Here is a 24097-nt window from a genome sequence, read left to right on the forward strand (position 1 = left end):
GGGTCCTGCGAAACTAGCACTGCCACGGGCCCGGCTGCAAGCCTTGCGCGCAAATGCCGCGGCTCATTGGTTCAGCTGCGGGCAGCCCCTGGCGGAGCCCGCCCGCGAAAAGGCGCTCAGAGCGCCTTGTCGATCATCTGCGCCAGCTGTCCCTTGCCGACCGCACCGATCTGCGTCTCCTGGATCTGGCCGTCCTTGAACAGCAGCAGCATCGGGATGGATCGCACGTGGTACTTGAGCGCGGTGGCCTGGTTGTGGTCGACGTTGATCTTGGCGATCTTGACCCGGCCGGCATAGGTCTCGGCCAACTCGTCCAGCGCCGGAGCGATCATCTTGCACGGGCCGCACCACTCCGCCCAGAAGTCGACCAGGACCGGCTCGGTGGATTGCAGCACGACGGATTCGAAGTCGGCGTCGCCGACCTGGATGGTTTTCTCGCTCACGGATGACTCCTGGGTGGGGTGGGATGCCGGCGCGTTGGCGGCCGGGCTGGCGATGGCGCGTGATGGAAGCACGTCCGGCAAGCGTAGCGCGGCGTGCGCGACGCTGTTGTCGCGTGCATGCGTTAAACTGGGGTGTTTGGCGGGCGCTATCAAGCCCGCACGCTGCGGTCAGGGATGAAACTGGCCGACCCCGGCAGTCTGCAAGCCAGCTGCCATCCACGCAAGCGCAGCTCCCTGCGCGCGATCTCCCGGACCCCTATGACCGACCGCCCGAGCGACAAGCCACTTACCGACATCACCTTTGACTCCTTCGACCTGCATCCGCGCCTGCTGGCCGGGCTGGAGCTGGCCGGATTCACCCGCTGCACCCCGATCCAGGCGATGAGCCTGCCCGTCGCGCTCAAGGGCGGCGACGTTGCCGGCCAGGCGCAGACCGGCACCGGCAAGACCCTGGCGTTCCTGGTCGCGACCATCAACCGGCTGCTGACCAAGCCGGCCCTGGCCGACCGCAAGCCCGGCGATCCGCGCGCGCTGATCCTTGCGCCGACCCGCGAGCTGGCGATCCAGATCCACAAAGATGCCATCAAGCTGGGCCCCGAGGTCGGACTGACCTTCGCCCTGGTCTATGGCGGCGTGGATTACGACAAGCAGCGCGAACTGCTGCAGCAGGGCGTGGACGTGATCATCGCCACCCCGGGCCGGCTGATCGACTACGTCAAGCAGCACAAGGTGGTGAGCCTGCACGCCTGCGAGGTGTGCGTGCTGGACGAGGCCGACCGGATGTTCGACTTGGGCTTCATCAAGGACATCCGCTTCCTGCTGCGGCGGATGCCGGCCTGCACCGAGCGCCAGACGCTGCTGTTCTCGGCCACGCTCAGCCACCGCGTGCTGGAGCTGGCCTATGAGCACATGAACGAGCCGGAAAAGCTGGTGGTGGAATCGGAATACATCACCGCCTCGCAGGTCCGCCAGCTGCTGTATTTCCCCGCCGACGAGGAGAAGATCCCGCTGCTGCTGGGCCTGCTGTCGCGCAGCGAAGGCGCGCGCACGATGGTGTTCGTCAACACCAAGGTGTGGGTCGAGCGCGTTGCGCGTGCGCTGGAGAAGGGCGGCTACCGGGTCGGCGTGCTGTCGGGCGACGTGCCGCAGAAGAAGCGCGAGTCGCTGCTGGCCAAGTTCCAGAAGGGCCAGCTCGAAGTCCTGGTCGCCACCGACGTGGCCGCGCGTGGCCTGCACATCGACGGCATCAAGTACGTCTACAACTACGACCTGCCCTTCGACGCCGAGGACTACGTCCACCGCATCGGCCGTACCGCGCGGCTGGGTGAGGAGGGCGACGCGATCAGCTTCGCCTGTGAGCGCTACGCGATCGGCCTGCCGGATATCGAGGCCTACATCGAACAGAAGATCCCCAGCGCCCGGGTCGAGCCCGAGCTGCTGATACCGCTGCCGCGGCCGGTGCGGGAGAAGGTCGACGGCGAAGAAGAGGAAAGCGTCGGCGCGATCTTCAAGGAAGCGCGCGAGGCGCGTGCGGCCGAGGAAGAGCGTCGTGGCGGCGGTCGCAGCCGCAGCGGCGAGGGCGGAGGGCGCGGAAGTACCGGCCGTCGCGAAGGCGGGCCGGCGACGCCGCGTCGTCCGCGCAGGGAGCATCCGCAGGGCAGCGGTGCGGCGCCGGCTCCAGCCGCTGGCGACAACGCCGCGTCCGCCGCTTCCACCGTGCCGGCACAGGCCGCGACCGTCACCGCCGCTTCGAGCAGCGTGGCGGCAGCGCCGGGCATCGACGCGGGTGCCGGCACCGGCAGCGATCCGGCGCGCGCGCCGCGCAAGCGTCGCCGGCGTCGCGGTGGCCGCAAGATCGAGGGGCAGCCCGGCGAGGCTGGCCAGCAGGCGCAAGGATCGACCGGCCCGGCCAAGGCGCCGCGCGCGCAGTCGCAACCCTCGCAGCGATCAGACCCATCGCAGCCATCCGTCGCTGCTGCCACTGCCGCCCGGCCGGCTGGCTCGGCCCCGCCGGCACAGCCCAGGCTGGCAGTGCCCAACGGCGAGCGCAAGCTGCACCAGGTGCCGGCCAACAAGGCTGCACCGAGGCCGGGCGCCGCCGCAGGCAGTGCGCCCAAGCCGGGCCTGCTGGGTCGCATCGGCAAGCGCCTGAAGTCGCTGGTCGGCGGCGACTCCTGATCGGCAGCTGATCACCGGCCTGCGCGCGTGGTTTTGCGCGTGGTTTTGAACGCGCGCGCAGTTCCGGGCACCGACACCGCACGGCGCTGGCCATCGCGGGGTGCGGCGTCGATACTTGCCAACGATGAACCGGATGGGGCCGCGATGAGCGTTCTGCGCTTCGACAATGTCAGCAAGCACTACGACGGCGGCCGCAAGGCGCTGGAGGATGTCAGCTTCGAGGTTGCCGCAGGCGAGATGCTGTTCCTCACCGGCCACTCCGGCGCCGGCAAGAGCACGCTGCTGAAACTGATCCATCTGGCCGAGCGGCCCACCCGCGGGACGGTGCTGTTTGGCGAGCGCAACCTGCAGCGCGTGCGCGGACGCAAGGTCGCGCTGCATCGACGCGGCGTCGGTGTCGTCTTCCAGGACCACCGGCTGCTGGCCGATCGCAGTGTCGCCGACAACGTCGCCCTGCCGCTGTTGCTGCAGGGCCTGCGCCGGCAGGAAATCGTCAAGCGCGTGCGCGCGGTGCTCGACCGCGTGAGCCTGGGCGCCCGGGCGCAGGCGCTGCCCTCGCAACTGTCCGCGGGCGAGCAGCAGCGTGTCGGCATCGCGCGTGCCATCGTCGGCGAGCCGCCCCTGCTGGTGGCCGACGAGCCGACGGGCAACCTGGATCCGACCCTGTCGGCGGAAATCATGACCCTGTTCGAGTCGCTGCCCGAGCGCGGCACCAGCGTGCTGGTCGCCAGTCACGACCTGGCCCTGGTCAAGCGGATGCGCAAGCGCGTGCTGGTGCTCAACCAGGGCCAGCTGGTGGACGACATCGATCCGGAGGACCTGGCCGAATGAGTACGCCGATCGTCGCCCCCGTACCGGCACGCCGCAGCGGCCCGGGCGCCTGGTTTGACCATCACGTCTACAGTCTGGTGGCCAGCCTCGGCCGGATGGCGCGCAAGCCGTGGTCGACCGCGCTGACCATCGGCGTGATGGCGCTGGCCCTCGCCCTGCCGCTGGGGCTGTGGTCGGCGCTGTCCAACGTGGAACGCTTCGCCGGCGATGTGCAGGAAGCCCGGCAGATCAGCGTTTTCCTCAAGACCGCTACCAGCGAGGCGGATGCCGGCGCGCTGGCCGAATCCCTGCGCTCGCGCGCCGACGTGGCGGCGGTGGACTGGCGCAGCCCCGATCAGGGCCTGACGGAGCTGCGTGGCGTGCCCGGCCTCGGCGAGACCATCGATGCACTGGACGCCAACCCGCTGCCGCACCTGCTGGTGATCACCCCGGCGCACGACGAAGTCGCGCTGGCCTCGGCGCTGGCGCAGATGCCACAGACCGACCTCGTCCAGCACGACGCCGCCTGGCGCGAGCGGCTGGACGGCTGGCTGCGCTTTGGCGGGCGGCTGGCGTGGGTGCTGGCGGCCATGCTCGGGCTGGGCGCGCTGCTGGTGGTCGGCAACACCGTGCGGCTGGACATCCAGCAGCGCACCGGCGAGATCAGCATCCTGCAACTGCTCGGCGCGACCGATGGCTTCATCCGCCGTCCATTCCTCTACCTCGGGCTGGGCTACGGATTGCTGGCCGGCGCGTTCTCCTTGGCAATGCTGACCGCCGCCGACGCCGCCCTGCGCCCGCCTCTGGCGGAACTGGCGCGCAGCTACGGCAGCGACTTCGCCCTGCGCGGCTTCACCGCCCTCGAGGCAGGCGGGGTGCTGGTCTGCGCCGCGATCCTGGGCTGGCTGGGGGCGTGGCTGGTGACCGGTCACTACCTGCGCCAGACCCGGCCGACCGACACATGAGCGTCACAGGCGCCCCGGCCAATGTGGACAAGCTGCGGCACATGGCGGGAACCGCGCCGCGGGTCATGGTGGTCGACGGCTCCCGGGTCGTGCGCCGCCTGATCGGCGATGTCCTGAGCCGCGAGTTGCCCGATGTCCGCGTGGTGCCGTGCGCGGGTATCGCCGAGGCGACCCGGGCGCTGGCCGAAGGTCCGGTGGACCTGGTCACTACCTCGCTCGCGCTCCCCGACGGCGACGGCATCGACCTGGCGCGCGCGGTCCGCGACGCCGCCGGGCAGAGCTACGTCCCGGTGATCGTGGTGTCCGGCGACGCCCAGTCGCACCTGGAATCGCGCCAGTTCACCGAGGACGTCACCGACTACTTCGACAAGTCGCTCGGCCACGCCGCGCTGGCGACTTTCATCCGCGGCTACGTGCAGCCCGAACCGGTGCCCGGCGCCCGCGTCCTCTACGTCGAGGACAGCCGCGTGGTCGCGTTGGCGACCAAGCGCATGCTTGAGCGCCAGCAGCTGGAAGTCACCCATTTCACCGGGGTCGAGGAGGCGCTGGAGTATCTGGAGGCGCACCGCGGCCAGGCCGATCCGGGCACCAACCTGGTGCTGACCGACGTCTACCTGAAAGGCGAGTTGGAGGGCAGCGACCTGCTTGACCGGATCCGCAACGACTTCGGCTACGGCAAGCGTCGGCTGCCGGTGCTGGTGATGACCGGCGATGCAAACGCCGACAACCAGAGCGCGCTGCTGCGTGCCGGCGCGAACGACCTGGTGCTCAAGCCCATCGAGGAGCGCCTGCTGATCACCAAGACCCTGTTCCAGTTGCGGCTGGCGAAACTGGCCTGAAGCTTCGGCTGTGGTTCAGCGAAATCACGATCGACTCATGCCGGCGATGCAAAGATTTCCGGCATGCAGAAAGCCAATTCCGCACCGCCAAAGTTCGTCCAGCGCGAACGCCTGACGACCCACCAAGCACACCCGGACTGGGACATCCTCATCGGCGACGGCCCGGTGATTGCCACCGCGATCCATGACGGCCATGCGATGCGTCCCTCGCTGGAGCCGCACCTGGCCCTGGGAGCCGAAGAGCGGCGGCGCGAAGAAGACCCGCTCACCGGCGTGCTGACCTCGGTCGGCGACGTGCGCATCCGGGTGGACACCTCGCGCTTCCAGGTCGACCTCAACCGTCCGCGCGACAAGGCGGTGTCGAAGGATCCGGCCGATACCTGGGGCCTGCAGGTCTGGCATGCGCCTTTGCCCGAGCACGAAATGCAACGCTCGCTGGCCGGCCACGACGATTTCTACGCGACCGTGACCGAGCTGATCGACCGCATGCTGGAGCGCTGGGATGCGCTGCTGCTGATCGACATCCACAGCTACAACCACCGCCGCGATGGCGCCGACGCGCCGCCCGCGCCGCAGGCCGGCAATCCCGACATCGAGCTGGGCGTGACCACCCTGGACCCCGACCGCTGGGGCCACGTGGCCGAACGCTTCGCCGACGTGCTGCGGCGGCACCCGATCGCCGGGCGTGAACCCGACGTGCGCGAGAACGTGCGCTTCCCCACCGGCGGGCATTTCCCCGAATGGGTGTATGCCACCTGGGGCGAACGGGTCTGCACGATCTCGCCGGAATACAAGAAGCACTACATGGACGAGTGGACCGGCCTGGCCGACATCGCCGTGCTGGAGCAGTGCCGCCGCGGCCTGGCCAAGGCCGTCGCCGCGGTGCGGCCGGAGTTCCTGGCATGCCGGTGAGCGCAGAGGCCAGGCGACCCGAGCCGGTCCCGATGCGGCCGCTGCCGCCGATCGCCGCCCGGGTCGATGCCGCGCTGGCGCGCATGGACGGCGAGGTCGACTGGCTGCTGGCGTTGTCGCCGATCGGCAACGATGCGCTGTGGGCGGCCTTCCAGGACAGCGGGCGTACGCAGATCCCGCCGCTGCAGTACATCGATCTGGAAACCGACCTTGCCGCCGCGCGCGCCCGGCTGCAGGCGCTGCCGGTGCACGAGATCGAGTCGCCGCTGCTGTCGGGCCTGCTCGCGGAGAAACAGCGCGAGCTGGAGCGCCAGATCGAACTGGTTCGCCTGCGCGGCACCGACGGCTTCATCAACGCCAGCCTGGACCTGTTCGGCGGCGTGGAACCCCGGCTGCTGAAGCTGGCCAACCAGATCCTCGAGGAGGTGGAGTTGGGCGAGGGCCTGCCGGCGGATGCCGGCATCGACGAGGTCATGGCGGCGGTCGAGGACGAGCTGGCCTGGTACGCCGAACAGTCGCCGGATTTCCACGCCGACGTGGTGGTCGATACCGACCTCAACTCGCTGATGATGGTGTCCCACGGCACGTTCTACATCGACGGCAATTTGCGCATCCCGCGCGCGCGCATCCAGCCGCTGATCCAGCACGAGATCGGCACCCATGTGGTGACCCGACACAACGGCCATCGCCAGCCCCTGAAGCAGCTGGAGGTCGGCCTGGCCCAGTACGATCCGCTGCAGGAAGGCCTGGGCGTGCTGGCCGAATACCTGGCCGGCTACCTGCCCGCCGAGCGCCTGCGGGTGCTCGCCGCGCGCGTGGTCGCCACCGACATGGCGATCCGCGGCGAAGGCGTGCCGGCGATCTTCGACCTGCTCCACAACACCCACGGCATGCCCACCGACGACGCCTTCGACGTCGCCGTGCGTGCGCTGCGTGGCGGTGGCCTGACCAAGGACGCGGTGTACCTGGGCGGGCTGCGCGACCTGCTCGATTACCTGCATGATGGCGGCGCCTTCGAGCCCCTTTTCATCGGCAAGTTCGCCCTGTCGCACCGTGTGGTGCTGGACCAGCTGGTCGAGGCGGGATGGGCGTGCGCGCCGGACCTGCTGCCCCGTTACACCACGTGGCCGGACGCCGAAGCGCGCCTGGTGCGTTGCCGACAACTTCCCGTCAACCAGCTTTTCCAGAAGGAACCCGCCGCATGACTCCCCCGCTCAACCAGATCAAGCTCGGCTTCGTGGTCAACGACGTGGCCACCGAACAGAACAACTACACGACCATCCGCCTGGCCCGCACCGCGATCAACCGCGGCCACGAGGTCGCCCTGATCGGTCTGGGCAATTTCATCTACGACGCCAACGGCACCATCCGCGCGATCGCCCACGTGCCGCAGCACAAGCACTACGAGGACGACGACGCCCTGCTGGCAGACCTGCAGGGCCCGGACGCGCAGACCGAGCGCATCTCGGTGGAGGAGCTGGACGTCCTGCTGCTGCGCAGCGACCCGGCCGAGGAGCTGAACGACCGCCCATGGGCGCCCAACAGCGGCCTGCTGTTCGCCCAGCTGGTCACCTTGCGCCACGTGATCGTGCTCAACGACCCGGCCCACCTCACCGATGCGTCCAACAAGACCTATTTCCAGCACTTTCCCGAAGAGGTCCGCCCGGTCACCTGCATCACCCTGGACGCCGACGAGATCAAGGCCTTCATCGCCGCCCACGACGGTTACGGGGTGATCAAGCCGCTGCAGGGCTCAGGTGGCCAGAGCGTGTTCGTGGTGACGCCCGAGAGCGCCGGCAACCTCAACCAGATGATCGACGCGGTGACCCGCGACGGCTACGCGATCGTGCAGGAGTACCTGCCCAAGGCGGTCGACGGCGACCTGCGCCTGCTGACCCTCAACGGCCGGCCGCTCCAGGTTGACGGCCACTACGCCTGTTTCCGCCGCTTCAACGACAGCGGCGACGCGCGCAGCAACATCAGTGCCGGCGGCAAGATCGAGATGGCCGTGCCGGATGCCGATGCCCTGCGGCTGGCCGAGATCGTCGGCCCCAAGCTGATGCGCGACGGCATGTACCTGGCCGGCCTGGACATCGTCGGCGACAAGATGATGGAAGTGAACGTGGACACCCCCGGCGGCATCAACATGGCTGAGGAACTGACCGGCGCGGACTTCAGCGGCTTTATCATCGAGGATCTCGAACGCAAGGTGCGGCTGCGCGACCAGTACAAGCGCACCCTGACCAACACCGAACTGGCGATGATGTAACCCACCCAAGGCATGGCACACGACAATCCGATCCGGCTGGAGGCCTCGTGGCGCGAGCGCGTCGGCGAGTACCTGTCGCGCGAGGACATGCAGGCGCTGGCGGCCTTCCTGCGCGAGCGGCAGGGCGCGGGGGCACGGGTCCATCCGCCGGCGCGGGAGATGTTCGCCGCCTTTGAGGCCACGCCGTTCGACGACGTCCGCGTGGTCATCCTCGGCCAGGATCCGTACCACGGTCCCGGCCAGGCCCACGGCTTGAGCTTCTCCGTCCGCCCGGGCGTGGCGGTGCCGCCCTCGCTGCGCAACGTCTACAAAGAGCTGGAGCGTGACCTCGGGGTGGCGCCGCCTTCGCACGGTTGCCTGTTGCCATGGGCGCACCGCGGCGTGCTGCTGCTCAACGCGGTGTTGAGCGTGGAGGAGTCAAGCGCCGGGGCGCATGTCGGCAGAGGCTGGGAAGGATTCACCGATCACGTCGTGGCAACCCTGGACCGCGAGCGCGAGGGCCTGGTGTTCCTGCTCTGGGGGGCCTACGCGCAGAAGAAGGGTGCGATCATCGATCGTCAGCGGCACAAGATCCTGCGCGCGCCGCATCCCTCGCCCCTGTCGGCCCATCGTGGATTCATAGGTTGCGGCCACTTCTCGGCGGCCAACCAGTACCTGGTCCGCCGCGGCGGGGCGCCGATCGACTGGTCGCTGCCGGCGATTGCGCCCGCGGCCGCATCAGGACGGGCGGATTGAACGTACAACCGTGGTTCCGGCCCCGGGCGACCGTCCTGCCAGCAGGACGCTGCGAACTTAACGGCGGTTTAGTTGTCCTACCTTGCAACTGCTAAAATAGGCGCCATGACCCAGATGACCACTGCCAACGCACTTATTCCCAACAGCCTGCCGGTTCCCAGCGCGCTGGGATCGCTTGATGCCTATATCGGGGCGGTCTACCGCATCCCGGTGCTCAGCGTGGAAGACGAGCAGGCATTGGCACGCCGCTTCCTCGCCGAGGAAGACCTCAACGCCGCCCGCGAGCTGGTGCATTCGCACCTGCGCTTCGTGGTGCACGTGGCCCGCGGCTACAACGGTTACGGACTGCCGCTGGGCGACCTGATCCAGGAAGGCAACATCGGCCTGATGAAGGCGGTCAAGCGTTTCGACCCCGACCAGGGCGTGCGCCTGGTCAGCTTCGCCGTGCACTGGATCCGTGCCGAGATGCACGAGTTCATCCTCAAGAACTGGCGCATCGTCAAGGTCGCCACCACCAAGGCCCAGCGCAAGCTGTTCTTCAACCTGCGTCGCAGCAAGAAGCGCCTGGGCTGGATGAACGCCGAGGAGGTCCGCGTGGTCGCCAACGACCTTAACGTGTCCGAGCGCGAGGTGCTGGAGATGGAGTCGCGCCTGTCCGGTCGCGACATCGGCTTCGATGCGCCCGAGGGCGATGACGACGATCGCGCACCGCCGTCCCCGGTCGCCTACCTGCGCACCCATGACGAGGACCCCTCGCAGATCTACGAGCGCGAGAGCGTGGAAGACCATCAGGTCGGCCTGCTGCACGAAGGTCTGGCCAAGCTGGACGAGCGCTCACGCGACATCGTGGCCCGCCGCTGGCTCGGCAACGAGAACAAGGTGACGCTGCAGGAGCTGGCCAACGAGTACGGCGTATCCGCCGAGCGCATCCGCCAGATCGAGGCCAACGCGCTGAAGAAGATGCGGGTGCTGTTCGCGGCGTAAGACCCGCCAAGCTGCCTGCGACACCGCCGCGGCCCGGGAAACCGGGCCGTTCGCGTTTTCTTATTTCGTGGCCGCGTGGCGGCACGCGGCATGACGCGTAGCAGCGCCGCCATGGCGCTTGCCGTCAGTACAGATCCACCGGATCCACATCCAGTGACCAGCGCACCCTGCGCGCCTCCGCGCTGGCACGGATCACCGGCAACGCCTGCTGCAGGACCCTGTGCAGCCGAGCGCGCGCGGTCGCCGACAGCAGCAGCTGGCTGCGCTGGTAGCCCGCACGCCGCGGCATCGGCGCCGGCAAGGGGCCACTGAGCTCCAGCGCCGGTGCCGCCGCGCGCAGGGTGCGGTCGACATCCTCCAGCGCGCGGCGCACCAGCAACAGAAACGCATCGGCGAGTTCGACCTGTTTGGCTTCGGCGCGGAACATTGCCAAGTGCGCGAACGGCGGAAATACCGCCGCCTCGCGCTGCTCCAGTTCGATTGCCGCGAACGCGCCGTAGCCGCCGTTCAACAGGCTGTCCAGCAGCGGGTGCTCCGGGTGGTGGGTCTGCAGCACGACCTGGCCGGCGCGGTCGGCGCGGCCGGCCCGGCCGGCGACCTGGATCAACAGCTGGGCGAGCTTCTCTGGCGCGCGGAAGTCGGCACTGAACAGGCCCTCGTCGATTCCCACGACCGCCACCAGGGTCAGGTTGGGCAGGTCGTGGCCCTTGGCCAGCATCTGGGTGCCGACCAGGATGCCGCGGGTGTCGCCGAACCGGGCCAGGTGCGTCTCCAGCGCGTCGCGCCGGCTGGTGGTGCCACGGTCGATGCGCAGCACCGGGACGTCGGGGAACCGCTCGCGCAGGAGCTCCTCGATGCGCTCGGTGCCCGCGCCCTGGGACTGCAGGGCCAGCCCGCCGCAGTCGGGGCAGGCGTTGGGCGTCGGCCGGCGCGCGCCGCAGTGGTGGCACTGCAGACGCCGACCGCCGGCGTGGACGGTCATCGCGGCATCGCACTGGCGGCATTGCGCGCTCCAGCCGCAGTCGTGGCACAGCAGCACCGGCGCGTAGCCGCGACGGTTCTTGAACACCAGCACCTGGCCGTCGGCATCCAGCGCCGCGGCCACGGCGTCCAGCAGTTCCGGCGACAGGCCGGCCTGCAACGGTCGCTTGCGCACGTCGAGCACGCGCACCGCCGGCGGTCGCGCGCTGCCGGCACGCCGGGTCAAGCGCAGGTGCGCGTAGCGGCCGCAGGCCGCGTTCTGCAGTGACTCCAGTGACGGCGTGGCGCTGCCCAGCAGGATCGGCACGTGCAGCGCCCGCGCCCGCACGAGGGCGAAATCGCGGGCGTGGTAGCGGATGCCGTCCAGCTGCTTGAAGCTGCCGTCGTGTTCCTCGTCGATGACGATCAGGCCGGCATCGGGCAACGGCAGGAACACCGCCGAGCGCGTGCCGACCACGACGCGCGCCTCGCCGCGCAGGCACGCCGCCCAGGTCCGGGTGCGTTCGCCGTCCGACAGGCCCGAATGCAGCGCGTGCACGGGCACCCCGAGGCGGGCGCGGAAACGCCCGAGCAGCTGCGGCGTCAGGCCGATCTCCGGCACCAGCACGAGCGCCTGCTTGCCGCGGGCCAGGCAGTCCGCGATCGCGTGCAGGTAAACCTCGGTCTTGCCGCTGCCGGTCACGCCGTTGAGCAGGAACGGCGCGAAGTGCTCCCGCGCGGCGAGGACCGCGTCGACGGCGAGCTGCTGCTCTGCGTGAAGCTGGGGTCCCTGGCGGGGCACGGGGGCGGCTTGCGATGGCGGCACCGCGATCCGCTCCGCCAGGCCACGCTGGGCGAGGCTTCGCGCCGCCGCGCGCCAGGCGCCGGCGTCCGTGGCCGCGGCGTCAGCCTCGTCTGCCTCGTCCGGACCCAGACGCGCTTCGTTGGCAGCGCCGCCCTGCAGGCGTTCGGCCAGCAGGCGCGGCCGGCCAGGGCGCATGTCGGCAAGGCCGGCGTGCCCGGCAGCGGTCAGCCGCCACGCCCAGTCGTGGGTATCGGGCAGGGGCTCGCCGCGGCGCAGCGGTCCCGGCAGTGCGGTGGCGAAGATCTCGCCGATCGGGGCGTGGGTGTAGCGGCCCAGCCATTGCAGCGAGTCGAACAGCTCGCCTGCAAACAGCGGCTGATCGTCGAGGATCTCCAGCGCGGGCTTCAGACTGGCGGTATCCACGTCGGCGATCGCCGGAAGTTCGACCACCACGCCAACCAGCTCGCGTGAGCCGAACGGCACCCTGACCCGGCTTCCCACCTGGACGTGGCCACCGTCGTCGGCCGGCAGATAGTCGAACAGACGCGGCAGCGGCACGGGAACGGCAACGCGCAAAAGGCGGTTTTCAGGACGGCGATCGGGCATCCCGCCAGTCTATCGGGCGGTCCCGGACGAGGTGCCGGAAAGACGGGGCTCAAGTTGCAGGCCATTGCTGCCCGGATAATCACGAAGTGTGCGCAAGTGCCGGTTTTTGCAGGGGATTGACCGTTATCCACATCTCCTGTGGATAAGTCTGTGCATGGACGCTTGGCAAACCTGCGTGAGGCTGACCCTGCAAGCCCTCACCCTGGGTTGGCCAAAAAAACACCAAACAGGAAAAATCGATACCGATCAACCACTTGCCCGTGAAACATTGCAATTACCCGGCCGCTTGTGGCAGCCGCGGGGCGTGGCGGGGGCGCGATTTCGCTGCTGTGCACAACCGATTCGTCCTCCAACCCGCGTCACGCTGTGTTCACGGGCGGTTTAGCGAATTGTCAAGCGTCCGGAGAGGGCCCGGTCATCGTTATCATGGCGCCATGCCCAGGCCCCTTCGATGACAGATCCGCGCGCCGTTCCGCATGCCCGTTCAGCCGCCGCGGCGACGGCGGGAGCGCGCGCTCCGGCGGCGCTGGCGGCGTTCCTGCGCGGTGTCGAGCGGCGCGGCGCCGTGCTGGCCGAGATGCAGTGCGGCGACGCCGCCGCGGGCGATGCGGCGCTGGCCGACGCGATGCACGAGTTCCGCCAGGCAGCAGGGGCATCGGTGATGGACGATTGGCCGCGACAGTTCTGGGCGGCGCTGCTCGCCCAGCCGGCGCTGAAACAGCGCACGCCCGTCGCCATCGCCGTGGATGCCACCGATCGCCTGGGCGAGTTGGGCAGCGGGCCGCGGGCGGCCTTGCTGTTGCGCCTGGCGGCCGGCCTGGATGAGGCGGGCGCCGCTGCGGTGCTGGGCGTGCGTACGCAGACCTATCGTCTGGCCTTGCAACGCGCACTGCCGCACCAGGCCGACGGGCGCGCGGATCCGCGCGCATGGCAGTCGCTGCGCGAGCAGATCCATCGCCGGATCAAGACACTGCCCGAGGGCCGGTTGAAGCGGCTGGCGAGCGCGCGCGAGGCAGCACTGCAAGGGACCGGCACGGCAGCATCGGCTGCCGCTCCGCGCGCGCCCGCGTCGGGTGTTGCGCGTCACGCCGGACCCCGGTGGCTGATGGCGCTGCTGTGGACCCTGCTGGCGCTGTGCGTGCTCGCCATGGCGGCTACGTTCCTGCCCCAGTTCCGCAGCCCGGCCGGCAGCTGGCGGCTGAGCGACGCCAGCGGAAACCTGCCCGAGCAGCCGCCGGCCTCGCGGTACGGCGACGAGGCCGCGGCGATCATGCACCGCGATTTCGAGCTGTTGGCCGATCCGCAGGCGGTTGCACAGGCCACGGACCTGCCATTCCATGCGTGGCTGGCGGCGACCCCGGACCAGATGGCGGCAGCGCCAGTGGCCGGCGCCACGGCGGATGGCGGCAGTGTCGAAGTGACCGACTCGCCCGGCGGGGAGACGTCCGATGAACACGACTAGCCAGCGGCGCTGGTGGGGCCTTTGCCTGCTGCTCCTCGCCTGCTCCGTGCAGGCGGGCGGGTCCGCAACGGACGAGATCTCGGCGTTGCTGCCCCGACTGCAGCCCGAGGCGCGTGCGGTGCTCCAGGCGCGAGCGGCGCAATGGTCGGCATGGAGCGCGACCGAGCGCGACGCGTTCCAGCAGCGCATGCGCGCCTGGGATGCGCTGCCACGCGCCGAGCGCGATGCGATCCGTGAGCGCTACCTGGCGTGGCAGGCCCTGACCGCGGAGGAGCGTGCCAGCGTCGCCGCCGCCGCTGCCCGCTACCAGCGTCTGGACGCGGCCGAACGCCTGACCCTGCGCGAAGCCTTCGATGCACTGGACGGCAGCGAGCGCCGCGGCTGGATGCTCGGACCGGTTCTGGGCCGCGACTATCCCGCGCTGCAGCCGTTGCTGGCCCAGGTGCCGCTGGAGGAGCATGCCGCGCTGCGGACGACCCTGCGCGCGATGACGGCCACGCAGCGGCGCGACTTGGCCGTGCTGGTCCAGCGCAGCTCACCGCAGGAGCGCGATCGCCTGCGCAGCGAACTGGCCACCCTGCAGCCGGCCGGCATCTCCGCGTGGTTGTGGGAGCGGCTCGACCGCTGAGGCTGCTCCCGGTGTCCTTTCCCTCCGAAGCGGTCCCGGTCGCGGCCCTGCCGTCCGCGCGCCTCCGTACCGAGGTCGGCCGCACCGGCCGGCTGGCCGCGCCGCTGGTGCTGGGTCACGTCTCGACCGGCCTGATTGGTTTTGTCGACAGCGTGATCGCGGGCCACCACGGCACCGCAACGCTCGCCGCGGTGTCGGTCGGCACGGCCCTGTTCTGGCTGCCGATGATGGTGCCGATGGGAACCCTGATGTCGCTGCCACCGGCGGTATCCCAACTGGACGGCGGCGGCCGTCGTGAGGAGATCGGTGCGCTGTTCCGGCAAGCCCTGTGGCTGGCCCTGGGTCTGGGCCTGGCGCTGTTCACCTTCCTCAGCGTGGTCGGCATGGCGCTTGAACCGATGGGGATCGCCCCCGGCATCCGCGACGGCGCGCGCGACTTCCTCCACGGGATCCGCTGGGGCGTGCCCGCACTGACGTTCTACCTGTGCATGCGCTACCTCTGCGACGGGCTGCACTGGACCCTGCCGACGATGCTGTTCGGCTTCGGCGGGCTCGTGCTGCTGGTGCCGCTGGGCTTCGCGCTGACCTACGGCGTGGGCGGCATTCCCGGCCGCGGCGCCGGCGGGCTGGGCGTCGCATCGGCGCTGATGATGTGGATGCAGGCGCTGGCGTTCCTGCTCTACCTGCGTCGCGCGCGCCGGTTCGCTGGATTGCGCCTGTTCGCCCGCTGGGATGCTCCGCAGTGGCCGCCGATCCGCGGCCTGCTGCAGACCGGCCTGCCGATCGGGGTCACGGTGGCCATGGAAGGCGGCCTGTTCATCACCACCGCGCTGCTGATCGGCCGGCTCGGCGAAGTGCCGGTAGCGGCGCACCAGATCGCCATCAACGTCGCCAGCCTCTGCTACATGATCCCGCTGGGCCTGGCCGAGGCGACCACCGTCCGGGTCGGGCACGCGGTGGGCCGCGGCGATCCGACCGCCGTGCGTCGCGCGGCCTGGGCGGGATTCATCATCGTGCTGGGCACCCAGGCGCTGTCGGCGCTCGCCCTGTTGCTGGGCAACCACGTGGTGGTGGGTTTCTATACCGGCGATGCGCAGGTCGCGGCGCTGGCGGCCGCGCTGCTGCTGTACGCGGCCGCGTTCCAGTTCCCCGATGGCATCCAGGTCATCGCCGCCGGTGCGCTGCGCGGGCTGCGCGACACCCGCGTGCCGATGTTGATCGCCGCGTTTGCGTACTGGGGCGTCGGCATGCCGCTGGGCGCGGTGCTGGGCCTGGGCGTGGGCGGCTTTACGCCGGCAATGGGCCCGCGCGGGATGTGGCTGGGCCTGATCGGCGGGCTGTGCGTGGCCTCGGTGCTGATGGGCTGGCGCTTCTGGCGCTCCAGCCGCGACCGCCATCTGCGCGTGCTGTTGCCGGGCGCAAACCGCCTCCCGGGGTGACCAATGGTGGATGTACAGGACAGCCCCAGCGGTTACCCTCGCAAAATCGTCATGGAGTGTCTGCAATGAACCAGGTCCAGCGCCGCGGCCCGATCGCGCGTTTCTTCATCGGCTTGTGGGACGCGATGAATTTCACCCGCCGGCTGATCTTCAACCTGGTGTTCTTCACCCTGTTGTTCATCATCCTGGCCGCCATCGGCAGCGGTGACCGCAGCGAGCCGCTGCTGGAGCGCACCACCCTGGTGATTGCGCCCGAAGGACGGCTGGTGGAGCAGTTCAGTGCCGACCAGGCCACCCGCGCCTTGATGAAGGCGATGGGCGCCAAGGGCGGTGAAATCCAGCTGCGCGACGTGGTCCGCACCTTGGACAAGGCCGGCGAGGACAAGCGCATCGAGCGCGTCGTCCTGCAGCTGGACCGGCTGTCCGGTGGCGGCATGGCCTCGCGCCGCGAAATCGCCGCGGCGGTCGCCCGCGTGCGCGCCGGCGGCAAGCAGGTGGTCGCCTTCTCCGAAGGCATGGACCAGTCCAACTACCTGATCGCCGCCGAGGCTGACGAGATCTACCTCGACCCGATGGGCGGCCTGTTGCTGGAAGGGCTGGGGCGCTACCGCCAGTACTACCGCGAAGGGCTGCAGGACAAGCTCGGCGTGGACGTGCACCTGTTCAAGGTCGGCGAGTTCAAGTCGGCCGCCGAGCCGTACGTGCTCGACGCCGCGTCGCCGGAGTCCAAGGAAGCCGACCTCTACTGGATGAACGACCTCTGGCACCGCTTCCTGGCCGATGTGGGCCGCGCGCGCAAGCAGGATCCGGCCGTGATCGCCGCCGACATCAACCTGCTGCCCGAAGGCATTGCCGCGGTGAACGGCGATCTGGCCGAGTACGCGCTGCAGCACAAGCTGGTCGACGGCCTGAAGACGCGCGAGCAGGTGCAGGACGAACTGGTCGAGCGCGGCGTGGCCGATGCCGATGCCGAGGGCGGGTTCCGCCGTGTCTCGATGGACGGCTACCTGACCCACCTGGACACCGCGCGCAAGCTTTCCCCGGACCGCCGGCCGAAGGTCGCCGTCGTGGTCGCCGCCGGTTCGATCACCGGGGGCGACCAGCCGCCGGGCACGATCGGTGGTGATTCAACCTCCGCGCTGCTGCGCCAGGCGCGCGACGACGATGAGGTGAAGTCGGTCGTGCTGCGGGTCAACTCGCCCGGCGGCGAAGTGTTCGCCTCCGAGCAGATCCGCCGCGAGGTCGTGGCCCTGCAGGCCGCCGGCAAGCCGGTGGTGGTCTCGATGGGCGACCTGGCCGCCTCGGGCGGTTACTGGATCAGCATGAACGCCGACCGCATCTACGCCGACGCCTCCACCATCAGCGGCTCGATCGGCATCTTCGGCATGATCCCAACCATCCCGCGCGCGCTGGACAAGATCGGCATCCACACCGACGGCGTGGGCACCACCCCGCTGGCCGGCGCGTTCGACATCAGCCGGCCGCTGGATCCGGAGGTCGGAAAGGTCATCCAGTCGGTCATCGACAAGGGCTACCGCGACTTCATCGGCAAGGTTGCCGACGCGCGCGGCAAGCCGGTCGACGGCGTCGACGAGATCGCCCGTGGCCGCGTCTGGAGCGGCGCCCAGGCCAAGGACCGCGGCCTCGTCGACGAGCTGGGCGATCTCAAGTCGGCGATCGTGGACGCGGCCAAGCGGGTCGAGCTGGACGAGGGCGACTACGCGGTTACCTACGTGGAGAAGACCGGCACCCCGTTTGAGCAGTGGTTCGGCGGTTTCGCCGAAACCCGCCTGGCCGGCCTGCTGCTGCGCGATTCCGACATCGCCCGCGGGCTGGTCGCGCGCACGCTGCCGGCCACCCGGGCCGACCTGAAGCTGCTGGAAGACGCCATCACCCCGACCGCGGGCGTGCCGGTGAAGGCGCTGGCCTACTGCTTCTGCGCGCTGGAGTAAACCCCCGAACGTCGCCGCCGGCCGGGCCGGTGGCGCTGCGTGCCCGCGCGCCCTGGGCGCGAAGTGAGTCGGCACCTTGACGCGGCAAGCGCACGCGCCCGGGCAGGATGGGAACTCGCAGCCTTCCTGGCCGGCCACTACCGGGGTTTCCCATGCGCGTCACCATCCTCCTGCTGATCCTCACCGCCGCGCTGGCCGGCTGCGTCAGCACGCCAGCCGCCGAGCTGGTTGAAGACAGTGCCAGCGCGGGGCGAGTCGCCGCCCGCCTGTTCTTCAACGGCCCGATCATCACCATGGAAGGGAAAAATCCGGCCACAGTGGAAGCCGTTGTTGCGCTCGGTGACAGGATCGTTTTTGTCGGCAGCGAGCGCACGGCGCGGACGAGCTATCCGGCGGCGTTGGCGACCGATCTGCAGGGACACACTCTACTGCCCGGCTTCATCGACCCGCACAGCCATATCGGCATGGTCGCCGACACCATGGGTCAGGCGGACCTGTCGCCGCCGCCGGTCGGCACCACCCGCAATTTTTCCGACCTGATGGCTGCGCTGAGGGCGTTCAAACAACGTCAGAACCTGGCGCCCGGCGAGTGGCTGTTTGCATGGGGCTATGACGAGGGCCAACTGGAAGAGCGCCGCCACATCACCCGCACCGAGCTGGATGCAGCTTTCCCCGACAACCCCGTCTATCTGCAGCACACCAGCGCCCACATGGGCGTGGCCAACTCGGCGGCGCTGGCGGTGGCCGATATCCACGATGGGAGCCCGGATCCGGAAGGTGGCAGGATCGTGCGCTTCCCGGGCACCGACCGGCCGACGGGACTGGTGCAGGAAACCGCGATGTATTTCTTCGCCGGGACCGCGATTGCCGAGGCGGCGCCCCGCAAGGCGGAGTTGTTCCACCGTGCCCAGGATCTCTACCTGGCCAACGGCATCACCACCGCCGGTGACGGGATGAGCGAGCCTGACGGCGCCCGGTTGCTGCAGCGCGTGGCGGCGCAAGGCGGACTGAAGCTCGATGTGATGCTGTTTCCCGGAGCGGCGATCCTCGACAATCCCAGCGGCTGGGTGGAGGGCGATGACAAAGCCACGGCCACGTTCGGGGAGTATCGCAACGGCCTGAAGTTCCAAGGCATCAAGATCATCGCAGACGGATCTCCGCAGGGAAAGACGGCCTTTTTTACGCAGCCATACCTGACGCCTGTGGCCGGCTGCGACAGCGACTGCCGCGGGATTCCGAGCCTCACCCAGGATGCGTTGAACCGGCTGTTTGTCGAAGGCTATCGGCAGGGCAGACAGTTGTACGTGCACAGCAATGGCGATGCGAGCATCGACATGGTCCTGCGCGCGCATGAGCACGCCGCGCGCCAGCTGGCGCAGCCGCTGGACGCCGATCGCCGCACTGTCGTGGTCCATTCCCAATTCGTCCGTCCGGACCAGTTGCAGGCCTATCGCCGCTACCGCATGGTGCCTTCGCTGTTCAGCAACCATCCCTTCTTCTGGGGTGACCAGCACGTGGCCAACCTGGGCCCGGAGCGCGCCGGATTTCTCAGCCCGATCCCCGCAGCAGCGGCACTGGGGCTGCGCTTTACCAACCACAGCGATGCCACGGTCACGCCGATCGACCCGCTTCTCGGCCTGTGGACCGCGGTCAACCGTGTCTCGCGCTCCGGCGCGGTGATCGGCGCAGCGCAGCGCGCCACGCCGTATCAGGCGCTGCAGGCGATCACCGCCAACGCGGCCTACCAGTTCTTCGACGAGGCCGATCGCGGCACCCTGGCGGTCGGCAAGCTCGCGGATTTCGTGGTGCTGGATCGCAACCCGCTGACTGTCGAGCCGATGGCAATCCGCGACATCCGGGTAGTGCAGACCGTCAAACGTGGTGTGACGGTCTACCAGCGCGACGCTGCTGCAGCGCTGCCAACTGCAGACTGAGCGCGAGAGACAGCGCGCCTCGGGATGTCGCGAAGGCGCCGCAGGGCAGGCCCGTCAGCCGCCAGCAGCCTCGATCGCCTGACGCTGCGCTTCGGCGGCCTTCGACGATGCGTCCTCGACCGCCCTGGCCTTGTCCAGTGGCTCGTGCAGGGCGCGGCTCGCCTGGCCATGGACCGCCCTGGGCTCCGGCGGCTGTTCCGGTTCCACGGGCGGCCGGTTGCACGCGGCCAGCAGTAACAGCATCGCGCAGCTTGAAAGCAGGATGGTCGGCTTGTCCCGCATCGTCGTGTCCTCCTGGGGCCCGGGGGTTATCCTAGCGCGCCGGGTCGAGCGTCGCCGCTGGCGGCCACAGGAGCACACATGGATCCCAAGCGTTGGCGCCTTGACGGCCAACTGGCCCTGGTCACCGGCGGCAGTGCCGGCATCGGCCGGGCGATCGCCCGCGAGTTGCTGGGTCTGGGCGCGGACGTGCTGCTCGCCGCGCGCGACGGCGGCGCGCTGGACGACGCCCGCAGCGAGTTGCTGGAGGACTTTCCACAGCGCGACGTGCAGGTATTCGCCGGCGACGTGGGCATCGACGAGGATCGGCGTGAGTTGCTGGAGTGGGTCGAGCAGGAAGGCGATGGCGGCCTGCATATCCTTATCAACAACGCCGGCGCCAACCTCAGCCGTCTGGCCGCCGACTACGACGACGCGGAGTGGCGGGCGATCTTCGAGGTCAACGTGTTCGCCGCCTTCGAGCTCTCTCGCCATCTGCACCCGCTGCTGACCCGGCACGCCGCGTCCAGCATCGTCAACGTGGGCAGCGTGTCGGGACTGACCCACGTGCGCACCGGGGCGCCCTACGGCATGAGCAAGGCCGCGATGCACCAGATGACCCGCAACCTGGCGGTGGAGTGGGCCGAGGACGGCATCCGGGTCAACGCGGTCGCGCCCTGGTACATCCGCACCCGCCGCACCTCCGGCGCGCTGGCCGATGCGGACTACCTGGACGAGGTGCTCGAGCGCACGCCGCTGGGCCGGATCGGCGAGCCCGAGGAGGTCGCCGCCGCCGTCGCCTTCCTGTGCCTGCCCGCGGCCAGTTACGTCACCGGCGAGTGCATCGCGGTGGACGGCGGGTTCCTGCGCTACGGCTTCTGAGCCGGAGCACGCGTGGTGGCGATTCAGCCGTCCAGCGGCAGGGTCAGCGTCTCCTTGACCTCCTCCATGACGATGTAGCTCTTGGAGTCGCGCACGTGCGGCATGGTCAGCAGGGTGCTGCCGAGCAGCTTCCGGTACGACGCCATCTCCGAGATGCGCGCCTTGATCAGGTAGTCGAAGTCGCCCGACACCAGGTGGCACTCCAGCACGTTGGGCAGGCGCAGCGCGGCGTTGCGGAACTCCTCGAACACGTCGCCGGACTTGTAGGCCAGGCTGATCTCCACGAACACCAGCAGGTCGGCGCCCACCAGGTGCGGGTCCAGACGCGCGTGGTAGCCGGTGATGACGCCGTCGCGCTCCAGCCGGCGCACCCGTTCGGTGCAGGGACTGGTCGACAGGCCGACCCGCTCACCCAGCTCGGTGAAGGAGATCCGCCCGTCCTGTTGCAGCACGCGGAGGATCTTGCGGTCGATTTTATCCATGGATCGCGGATGGGCAGGCATGGGTTTCCTGTTTGATGCGTGAATGGCGGTGATTCTGCCTGCAGTTGCCTGAAATTACAGGCAACATGCCCGACGCTTCGTTCCTATACTCCCCGCCTGGGTTCCCGCCATCCTGGGCGGATGACGATCAAGTGGGCGGGCGGCTGACATGCGGGTATTGGTACTGGGCAGTGGCGTCATCGGCACCTGCAGCGCGTGGTATCTGGCGCAGGCGGGTTTCGAGGTGACGGTGGTGGATCGCGAGCCGGCACCGGCGCGGGAAGCCAGCTTCGCCAATGCCGGTCAGATCTCGCCGGGCTATGCCTCGCCCTGGGCCGCGCCGGGCATCCCGCTGAAGGCCTTCAAATGGCTGTTCTCGCGCCACGCGCCGCTGGCGATCAAACCCGGCCTGGACCCGCGCCAGTACCTGTGGATGCTGCAGATGCTGCGCAACTGCACCGCCAGTCACTACGCGGTCAACAAGGCGCGCATGGTCCGCCTGTCGGAGTACAGCCGCGACTGCCTGGACGAGCTGCGCGCCAGCACCGGCATCGCCTACGAAGGTCGCCAGCTCGGCACGGTGCAGCTGTTCCGCACCCAGGCGCAACTGGACGATGCGGCCAAGGACATCGCGGTGCTGGCGGAGTACGGCGTGCCCTACGAGCTGCTCGACCGCGCCGGCATCGTGCGCGTGGAGCCGGCGCTGGCGCCGGTGATGGACTCACTGGTCGGCGCGCTGCGCCTGCCGCATGACGAGACCGGCGATTGCGAGCTGTTCACCCGCCGGCTGGCGGCGATGGCGCGCGACGTCGGGGTGGAGTTCCGCTTCGGCGCCACGGTGGACCGGATCGAGGCCTCCGGCGGGACGGTGACGGGGGTCGGCATCGATGGCCGCATCGAGCGCGCGGATCGCTACGTCGTCGCGCTGGGCAGCTACTCGACTCCGCTGCTGGAACCGCTGGGCATCAAGCTCCCGGTCTACCCCTTGAAGGGCTACTCGCTGACCCTGCCGATTACCGATCCCGCGATGGCACCGACCTCGACGGTGCTCGACGAGAGCTACAAGGTGGCGGTGACCCGCTTTGACGAGCGAATCCGCGTCGGCGGCATGGCGGAGCTGGCCGGGTTCGACCTGGGCCTCAACCCGCGCCGCCGGGAAACGCTGGAGAAGGTCGTCAACGACCTCTACCCGCAGGGCGGCGACCTGGCGCGGGCGGATTTCTGGACGGGCCTGCGCCCGGCGACTCCCGACGGCACCCCGGTGGTGGGCCCCAGCGTCCTGGACAACCTCTACCTCAACACCGGCCACGGCACGCTGGGCTGGACCATGGCCTGCGGGTCGGGGCGCTACCTGGCCGACCTGATCGCCGGCCAGGCACCGCGCATCAGCAGCGAAGGGCTCGACATCTCCCGCTACGGCCGCAGCCGGGTGGTCCGGCCCGGAGGCGTCCCCTGATGCGCCCGGCTCGCGCGTACATCGACCTGGACGCCCTGCGCCACAATTACCGGCTCGCGCGCGAGTTGGGCGGCCACAAGGCGATCGCGGTGGTCAAGGCCGATGCCTACGGCCACGGCGCGGTGCGTTGCGCGCGCGCGCTGGAGCCGGAGGCGGACGGCTTCGGCGTGGCCTGCATCGAGGAGGCGCTGGAGTTGCGCGAGGCCGGCATTCGCGCGCCGATCCTGTTGCTGGAGGGATTCTTCGAAGCCGACGAGCTCGCCCTCATCGACCGCCACGGCCTGTGGTGCGTGGTCCAGGCGCAATGGCAGATCGATGCGATCGAGCGCGCGCGCCTGGCGCGGCCGCTGAACGTCTGGCTGAAGCTGGACACCGGGATGCACCGGCTGGGCCTGGCGCCGGAGGAGTACCGCGGCTGCCTGCAGCGGCTGCAGGCCCTGCCCCGGGTCGGCGAGATCGTGGCGATGACCCACTTCGCCCGCGCCGACGAGCTCGACAGCGCGCGCACGGCGGAGCAGCTGGCGACGTTCCGGCGCGTCGTCGCCGGCCAGGGCCCGGGCGGCAGTGAGCTGACCGCAAGCGTCGCCAACTCGCCGGCCCTGCTCGGCTGGCCGGCGACCCGCGCCCAGTTCGCCCGGCCCGGCCTGATGCTGTACGGCGCCTCTCCGTTCGCCAATCCGCACCCGGAAGCCGACCGGCTGCGACCGGTAATGACGCTGGAGTCGCAGATCATCGCCGTGCGCGACCTGCCGGCCGGGGAGCCCGTGGGTTACGGCGCGCGCTTCGTCACCGAACGCCCGACGCGGGTCGGCGTGGTCGCGATCGGCTATGCGGACGGCTACCCGCAGTTCGCGCCCAACGGGACACCGGTGTGGATCGACGGCCGGCCCGGGCAGGTGATCGGCCGGGTGTCGATGGACATGTTGACCGTCGACCTGGACGGCCACCCGGGCGCCGGCATGGGCAGCCGGGTCGAGCTGTGGGGCAAGCACGTGCGTGCCAGCGACCTCACCGAGCGCGGCGCGACCAGCGCCTACCGGCTGCTGTGCGGCCTCAAGCGCGTGCCCCGCACCTACCTCGGCGAATAAGGGCCGCGGC

20 protein-coding genes and 1 pseudogene are annotated in these 24097 nt (G+C 69.7%); 17 read left to right on the forward strand and 4 right to left on the reverse strand.

What is annotated here, in order from left to right; translation table 11 throughout:
• Window positions 1-116: 116 nt before the first annotated feature.
• Window positions 117-443 carry a thioredoxin gene (trxA, locus tag INQ40_RS00920; RefSeq protein WP_193985436.1) on the reverse strand — a complete coding sequence of 109 codons (327 nt, stop codon included), beginning with the start codon at window positions 441-443 and terminating at the stop codon, window positions 117-119.
• Window positions 444-701: 258 nt separating this feature from the next.
• Here trxA and rhlB point away from each other — a divergent pair.
• The 9 genes and pseudogenes from rhlB to rpoH form a co-directional block, all read left to right on the forward strand.
• A pseudogene (gene rhlB, locus INQ40_RS00925) lies at window positions 702-2387 on the forward strand (ATP-dependent RNA helicase RhlB); the annotation flags it as partial.
• A gap of 378 nt (window positions 2388-2765) precedes the next feature.
• Window positions 2766-3452, forward strand: coding sequence for a cell division ATP-binding protein FtsE (gene ftsE, locus INQ40_RS00930; protein WP_194034764.1), 687 nt, complete (start codon window positions 2766-2768; stop codon window positions 3450-3452).
• A complete protein-coding gene (ftsX, locus tag INQ40_RS00935) occupies window positions 3449-4396 on the forward strand; it encodes a permease-like cell division protein FtsX (RefSeq protein WP_194341020.1) in 948 nt (315 codons plus the stop codon). The genes ftsE and ftsX overlap by 4 nt, the downstream gene beginning before the upstream one ends.
• Window positions 4393-5235: a response regulator gene (locus INQ40_RS00940; RefSeq protein WP_194341022.1), complete on the forward strand. Its 843-nt coding sequence runs from the start codon at window positions 4393-4395 to the stop codon at window positions 5233-5235. Before ftsX ends, INQ40_RS00940 begins: the two co-directional genes overlap by 4 nt.
• Before the next feature lie 63 nt (window positions 5236-5298).
• Window positions 5299-6147: an N-formylglutamate amidohydrolase gene (locus tag INQ40_RS00945; RefSeq protein WP_194341024.1), complete on the forward strand. Its 849-nt coding sequence runs from the start codon at window positions 5299-5301 to the stop codon at window positions 6145-6147.
• Window positions 6138-7352: a tyrosine/phenylalanine carboxypeptidase domain-containing protein gene (locus INQ40_RS00950; protein WP_194341027.1), complete on the forward strand. Its 1215-nt coding sequence runs from the start codon at window positions 6138-6140 to the stop codon at window positions 7350-7352. Before INQ40_RS00945 ends, INQ40_RS00950 begins: the two co-directional genes overlap by 10 nt.
• On the forward strand, window positions 7349-8416 hold the full coding sequence (locus tag INQ40_RS00955) for a hypothetical protein (protein ID WP_228482068.1): 1068 nt from the start codon (window positions 7349-7351) through the stop codon (window positions 8414-8416). Before INQ40_RS00950 ends, INQ40_RS00955 begins: the two co-directional genes overlap by 4 nt.
• Before the next feature lie 12 nt (window positions 8417-8428).
• Window positions 8429-9151 carry a uracil-DNA glycosylase gene (ung, locus tag INQ40_RS00960; protein ID WP_194341028.1) on the forward strand — a complete coding sequence of 241 codons (723 nt, stop codon included), beginning with the start codon at window positions 8429-8431 and terminating at the stop codon, window positions 9149-9151.
• 105 nt (window positions 9152-9256) lie between these two features.
• On the forward strand, window positions 9257-10135 hold the full coding sequence (gene rpoH / locus INQ40_RS00965) for an RNA polymerase sigma factor RpoH (protein ID WP_193985451.1): 879 nt from the start codon (window positions 9257-9259) through the stop codon (window positions 10133-10135).
• Window positions 10136-10259: 124 nt separating this feature from the next.
• Here rpoH and INQ40_RS00970 read toward each other — a convergent pair whose 3' ends face one another.
• Window positions 10260-12476: a primosomal protein N' gene (locus INQ40_RS00970; RefSeq protein ID WP_255524275.1), complete on the reverse strand. Its 2217-nt coding sequence runs from the start codon at window positions 12474-12476 to the stop codon at window positions 10260-10262.
• A 481-nt stretch (window positions 12477-12957) separates the two neighbouring features.
• Between INQ40_RS00970 and INQ40_RS00975 the strand changes: the two genes are divergently transcribed.
• From INQ40_RS00975 to INQ40_RS00995, 5 genes are all read left to right on the forward strand, one after another.
• Window positions 12958-13968 (forward strand): hypothetical protein, encoded by a 1011-nt coding sequence (locus tag INQ40_RS00975; RefSeq protein WP_194341032.1) that lies wholly within the window; start codon window positions 12958-12960, stop codon window positions 13966-13968.
• Entirely contained in the window at window positions 13955-14596 is a 642-nt protein-coding gene (locus tag INQ40_RS00980) for a DUF3106 domain-containing protein (protein ID WP_194341034.1), read from the forward strand. The genes INQ40_RS00975 and INQ40_RS00980 overlap by 14 nt, the downstream gene beginning before the upstream one ends.
• A gap of 47 nt (window positions 14597-14643) precedes the next feature.
• Window positions 14644-16035, forward strand: coding sequence for an MATE family efflux transporter (locus INQ40_RS00985; RefSeq protein WP_228482159.1), 1392 nt, complete (start codon window positions 14644-14646; stop codon window positions 16033-16035).
• Window positions 16036-16100: 65 nt separating this feature from the next.
• On the forward strand, window positions 16101-17987 hold the full coding sequence (sppA, locus tag INQ40_RS00990; RefSeq protein ID WP_194341037.1) for a signal peptide peptidase SppA: 1887 nt from the start codon (window positions 16101-16103) through the stop codon (window positions 17985-17987).
• Window positions 17988-18139: 152 nt separating this feature from the next.
• Window positions 18140-19921, forward strand: coding sequence for an amidohydrolase (locus tag INQ40_RS00995; protein ID WP_194341039.1), 1782 nt, complete (start codon window positions 18140-18142; stop codon window positions 19919-19921).
• Between the two features lie 54 nt (window positions 19922-19975).
• Here the strand turns inward: INQ40_RS00995 and INQ40_RS01000 are convergent, their stop codons facing one another.
• Window positions 19976-20203: a hypothetical protein gene (locus INQ40_RS01000; protein ID WP_194341041.1), complete on the reverse strand. Its 228-nt coding sequence runs from the start codon at window positions 20201-20203 to the stop codon at window positions 19976-19978.
• Window positions 20204-20281: 78 nt separating this feature from the next.
• Here INQ40_RS01000 and INQ40_RS01005 point away from each other — a divergent pair, with 78 nt between their 5' ends.
• Window positions 20282-21061: an SDR family oxidoreductase gene (locus INQ40_RS01005; protein WP_194341043.1), complete on the forward strand. Its 780-nt coding sequence runs from the start codon at window positions 20282-20284 to the stop codon at window positions 21059-21061.
• Window positions 21062-21084: 23 nt separating this feature from the next.
• Here INQ40_RS01005 and INQ40_RS01010 read toward each other — a convergent pair whose 3' ends face one another.
• Complete coding sequence (locus tag INQ40_RS01010; protein ID WP_305059198.1) at window positions 21085-21543, reverse strand: winged helix-turn-helix transcriptional regulator; 459 nt, start codon at window positions 21541-21543, stop codon at window positions 21085-21087.
• 169 nt (window positions 21544-21712) lie between these two features.
• On the opposite strand from INQ40_RS01010, the gene INQ40_RS01015 reads away from it, so the two are divergent.
• Both INQ40_RS01015 and alr read left to right on the forward strand, forming a co-directional pair.
• Window positions 21713-22999: a D-amino acid dehydrogenase gene (locus INQ40_RS01015; protein WP_194341046.1), complete on the forward strand. Its 1287-nt coding sequence runs from the start codon at window positions 21713-21715 to the stop codon at window positions 22997-22999.
• Complete coding sequence (alr, locus tag INQ40_RS01020; protein WP_194341048.1) at window positions 22999-24087, forward strand: alanine racemase; 1089 nt, start codon at window positions 22999-23001, stop codon at window positions 24085-24087. The genes INQ40_RS01015 and alr overlap by 1 nt, the downstream gene beginning before the upstream one ends.
• Window positions 24088-24097 lie beyond the last annotated feature (10 nt).

The sequence above is a fragment of the Lysobacter sp. H21R4 genome (genome assembly GCF_015277535.1).
GTDB classification, from domain to species: Bacteria; Pseudomonadota; Gammaproteobacteria; order Xanthomonadales; family Xanthomonadaceae; genus Novilysobacter; species Novilysobacter ciconiae.

Excerpts from the sequence above, each read along its gene's own strand:
- INQ40_RS00945 (WP_194341024.1), top strand. The coding sequence starts at position 5,299 with ATGCAGAAAGCCAATTCCGCACCGCCAAAGTTCGTCCAGCGCGAACGC.
- INQ40_RS01000 (WP_194341041.1), bottom strand. The coding sequence starts at position 20,203 with ATGCGGGACAAGCCGACCATCCTGCTTTCAAGCTGCGCGATGCTGTTA.
- INQ40_RS00980 (WP_194341034.1), top strand. The coding sequence starts at position 13,955 with ATGAACACGACTAGCCAGCGGCGCTGGTGGGGCCTTTGCCTGCTGCTC.
- INQ40_RS00975 (WP_194341032.1), top strand. The coding sequence starts at position 12,958 with ATGACAGATCCGCGCGCCGTTCCGCATGCCCGTTCAGCCGCCGCGGCG.
- ftsE (WP_194034764.1), top strand. The coding sequence starts at position 2,766 with ATGAGCGTTCTGCGCTTCGACAATGTCAGCAAGCACTACGACGGCGGC.
- INQ40_RS01010 (WP_305059198.1), bottom strand. The coding sequence starts at position 21,543 with ATGGATAAAATCGACCGCAAGATCCTCCGCGTGCTGCAACAGGACGGG.
- INQ40_RS00955 (WP_228482068.1), top strand. The coding sequence starts at position 7,349 with ATGACTCCCCCGCTCAACCAGATCAAGCTCGGCTTCGTGGTCAACGAC.
- INQ40_RS01015 (WP_194341046.1), top strand. The coding sequence starts at position 21,713 with ATGCGGGTATTGGTACTGGGCAGTGGCGTCATCGGCACCTGCAGCGCG.
- ftsX (WP_194341020.1), top strand. The coding sequence starts at position 3,449 with ATGAGTACGCCGATCGTCGCCCCCGTACCGGCACGCCGCAGCGGCCCG.
- sppA (WP_194341037.1), top strand. The coding sequence starts at position 16,101 with ATGAACCAGGTCCAGCGCCGCGGCCCGATCGCGCGTTTCTTCATCGGC.
- alr (WP_194341048.1), top strand. The coding sequence starts at position 22,999 with ATGCGCCCGGCTCGCGCGTACATCGACCTGGACGCCCTGCGCCACAAT.
- INQ40_RS01005 (WP_194341043.1), top strand. The coding sequence starts at position 20,282 with ATGGATCCCAAGCGTTGGCGCCTTGACGGCCAACTGGCCCTGGTCACC.
- INQ40_RS00940 (WP_194341022.1), top strand. The coding sequence starts at position 4,393 with ATGAGCGTCACAGGCGCCCCGGCCAATGTGGACAAGCTGCGGCACATG.
- rpoH (WP_193985451.1), top strand. The coding sequence starts at position 9,257 with ATGACCCAGATGACCACTGCCAACGCACTTATTCCCAACAGCCTGCCG.
- ung (WP_194341028.1), top strand. The coding sequence starts at position 8,429 with ATGGCACACGACAATCCGATCCGGCTGGAGGCCTCGTGGCGCGAGCGC.
- INQ40_RS00950 (WP_194341027.1), top strand. The coding sequence starts at position 6,138 with ATGCCGGTGAGCGCAGAGGCCAGGCGACCCGAGCCGGTCCCGATGCGG.
- INQ40_RS00995 (WP_194341039.1), top strand. The coding sequence starts at position 18,140 with ATGCGCGTCACCATCCTCCTGCTGATCCTCACCGCCGCGCTGGCCGGC.